This window comes from Sinorhizobium sp. FG01, from assembly GCF_002531875.1.
GTDB classification, from domain to species: Bacteria; Pseudomonadota; Alphaproteobacteria; order Rhizobiales; family Rhizobiaceae; genus Sinorhizobium; species Sinorhizobium fredii_C.
Genome location: NZ_NWTB01000051.1, coordinates 1 through 3,499 on the forward strand (window position 1 = coordinate 1; position 3,499 = coordinate 3,499).

Consider the following 3,499-nt stretch of genomic DNA (forward strand, 5'->3'; position numbering starts at 1 on the left):
TGCGTCAACCTCACCCCAAAAGCGGGTCTCTCCCTCCCGGCCGGATTCAGCGACAGCGATCGCGTTCTTCAGTTTGGTGCCAGAACCGCGCGTCGTCGTCGTTGCATACATCTATTGCATGTGAAACGTACATTGCACCTTCGGCTAAAAGTTGGTGCGTGCTTCATAGAAGGCCATGGAGTAAGATAGCCAACGGTTACCTCGGTGCTGCCGATCGGTATCGAAGAGGAAGGCTGGAGCTGCAAAATTATGCTGGATGATCTCGATCGACGGCTCATCGCCGCACTTCAAAAGAACAATAGATTGTCGTTCGCAGAATTGGCTGAGATCGTTGGTTCTTCGGCAGCCTCGTGCATGCGGCGAGTCAACAAGCTTCGAGCGGACGCCGTGATCATTGCCGACATTGCGCTCGTGGATCCGAAAGCTCTGGGGAAGTCCCTGACTGTTGTTGTTAACGTGGAACTAGACCGGGAACGCCTGGATCTTGTCGACGAGTTCAAGCGCGCCATGCGCGCTGCAAAAGAAGTAACCCAATGCTACATGGTCACGGGAGACGCAGATTTCGTCCTGATCGTCGCAGTGGAAGACGTCGAAGCGTTCGACGTGTTCGTTAAGACTAAGCTCTATACGAACCCCAACGTGCGCAAGTTTAGAAGCATGATCACACTCGACCGTGTGAAGTTCGAACCTCGCATCTTGGTCTAAGGCCTATTCGGCCTGATTTTTTTTGTCAGCAGACTGTGATTTTTGATGCGCCTATTGCGCTTGCGGCCCCGATTTGATCGTGCATGCGCATGGTTTGATGCGATGAATAAGTGCATCTGGCGTTTTGCCGGATCGTACGGACAAGCGGCTTCGGTTCTCTTGTTCTTCACGCAGACGTTAGAAATTCCAGATCAAACGGGATTGTAGAGCGACCGATAAATAGCAACAGGCTTGTGCGTGGAAAGTACATGAAGTCCCTCAAGGACGGCATGACGCGCGCAGAGATCTTTGCGTAGCCACGTTTAGAGGAAGAAAACATGACAGTTGCCACGACGGAGCCGGTGGTGGGAGTTCCGAAACTCGAACCTAGGCATAAGGATACGCGCCGTTATCCACACGGTATCGCCTTCATGGACGGACAGTATCTCCCAATGTCAGAAGCGAAGGTCTCGGTCCTTGATTGGGGCTTCTTGCACTCGGACGCCACCTACGATACCGTGCACGTCTGGGCGGGGCGCTTCTTTAGATTGGATCTGCATCTTGATCGCTTCTTCAGGGGAATGGAGCGTCTCAGAATGAAGTTGCCCTACGATCGCCAAGAGGTCGAACGGATTCTTTCGAACTGCGTTGCTCTTTCAGGGCACAAATCAGCCTATGTAGAGATGATATGCACGCGCGGCGGATCACCGACATTTAGCCGCGACCCGCGCGAAGCTGAGAACCGGTTCATTGCCTTTGCTGTGCCTTTCGGCTCGGTTGCCAACAAAGAACAGTTGGAGCGAGGTTTGCACGTCGGCGTAAGCGAAACCGTTCGAATCCCGCCAAAGTCAGTGGATCCGACAATCAAGAATTACCACTGGCTTGACCTGGTGAAAGGCCTTTTCGACGCTTACGATGCTGGGGCCGAAACCGCCCTAGTTTTGGACACCAATGGAAATATTGCCGAAGGTCCAGGCTTTAACGTCTTCATTGTTAAAAGCGGTCAATTGAAGACTCCAGCCTTTGGGGTTCTTCCAGGGATTACGCGGCAGACCGTATTCGACCTGTGCAAGGAAGTCGGACTAGTGGTTACTGCTGTGGACCTATCGCGTGATGAACTGAACGAAGCGGACGAGGTATTCATCACCTCCACTGCGGGGGGTATCATGCCAGTGACGCGTGTTGATGGTTCCTCCATCAGTAGCGGCAGAGTTGGGATCGTGACTCGCCAACTGATGGATCTGTACTGGCAAAAGCATTCGGATGATGCTTGGTCGACTCCTGTAAACTATGCTTGACTAGTAAAGCGCTAGCTTTGGAGAGACGGTTCCCCCGCTAAGTGAGGAGCCGGCATTTTGGGCAGGACACCCCAGGATACATTTATGACCGAAACCTTTCTTGCGCACCTTAGACAGGAGCTGGCAGAACTTAAGTCCGCCGGTCTCTACAAGTTCGAACGGATTATTACGTCGCCCCAGTCTTCGGAGATCAGGGTTGCCGATGGTAGAAATGCATTAAATTTCTGCGCCAACAACTATTTGGGCCTCGCGGACAACGAAGAGATCGCAAACGCGGCCAAGAAGGCGCTCGACCGCTATGGTTATGGGATGGCTTCGGTACGCTTCATTTGCGGCACGCAGGAGGAGCACAAGCAGCTTGAAGCGAGGATTTCCCGCTTCCTGGCCATGGCAGATGCCATCCTTTACTCCTCCTGCTTCGATGCAAATGCCGGCCTGTTCGAGACGCTTCTAGGCGAAGAGGATGCAATCATCTCTGATGCGCTAAACCATGCGTCAATCATTGATGGCGTGCGGCTCAGCAAGGCGAAACGCTTTCGCTACGCCAATAACGACATGGCGGCGCTGGAGGAGGAACTGAAGAAGGCGGACGGTGCGCGCTTCAAGTTGATCGCGACCGATGGCGTGTTCTCGATGGACGGCATCATCGCAAATCTCAAGGGCATCTGCGACCTGGCCGACAAGTACGATGCTATGGTCATGGTGGACGATAGCCACGCCGTCGGCTTCGTCGGTGAGCATGGACGGGGCTCTGCCGAGTATTGCGGCGTGGAGGGTAGGGTAGACATTGTCACCGGCACGCTCGGCAAGGCGCTCGGCGGCGCCTCGGGGGGCTATACCTCCGGCGGGACGGAGGTGATCGATTGGCTGCGTCAGCGCTCTAGGCCCTATCTCTTCTCGAACACGCTGGCGCCGGTGATTGCCGCTGCCTCGCTGAAGGTGTTCGACATCGTCGAGAACGGAAGCACTTTGCGCAAAAAGCTGTATGCTAACGCCGAACGTTTTCGGTCGAAGATGAGAAAAGCCGGCTTCAGCCTGGCCGGCGCCGACCACCCCATCATTTCGGTGATGTTGGGCGACGCGTTTCTGGCCCAGCGCATGGCCGAGGAAATGCTGACGCGTGAAATCTATGTTGTCGGATTTTATTTTCCGGTCGTCCCGAAAGGGCAAGCACGTATCCGGACTCAAATGTCTGCAGCGCATTCCTTCCCTGATATCGATCGCGCAGTCGAGGCCTTCGTGGAGGTCGGCAAAGAACTCGGCGTCATTCCATAGCCAAATCCGCGCGCAGTGGCAGATTCATCTCGAACAAAATTCGCATAGTTCAGATGGGCTTGTGTTGCCACAAAATCGAGCGGCAGGGTCGTCTCGGACGCGGGCAGCGGCACCCCTGTGCTGGCCAGTTGCAAGTGCTGGACTGACAGGCTGCGCCCGTACACTTCGTAACCATACGGCCGAGGCCGCGGTGGCTTCGATTTCGCTAGGGGGCGTTCAAATTAAAGAGCTGCAACGCCCTC

General features: G+C 54.9%; 3 protein-coding genes. All 3 read left to right on the forward strand.

The window, feature by feature from the left end; all coding sequences use genetic code 11:
• Window positions 1-204: 204 nt before the first annotated feature.
• Window positions 205-705: an Lrp/AsnC family transcriptional regulator gene (locus tag CO656_RS29380; protein WP_234819739.1), complete on the forward strand. Its 501-nt coding sequence runs from the start codon at window positions 205-207 to the stop codon at window positions 703-705.
• A gap of 317 nt (window positions 706-1,022) precedes the next feature.
• Window positions 1,023-1,982, forward strand: coding sequence for an aminotransferase class IV (locus CO656_RS29385; protein WP_097528123.1), 960 nt, complete (start codon window positions 1,023-1,025; stop codon window positions 1,980-1,982).
• Between the two features lie 84 nt (window positions 1,983-2,066).
• The gene (locus CO656_RS29390; protein ID WP_097528124.1) at window positions 2,067-3,257 is read left to right on the forward strand and encodes a glycine C-acetyltransferase; all 1,191 of its coding nucleotides are present in this window, start codon (window positions 2,067-2,069) and stop codon (window positions 3,255-3,257) included.
• Window positions 3,258-3,499 lie beyond the last annotated feature (242 nt).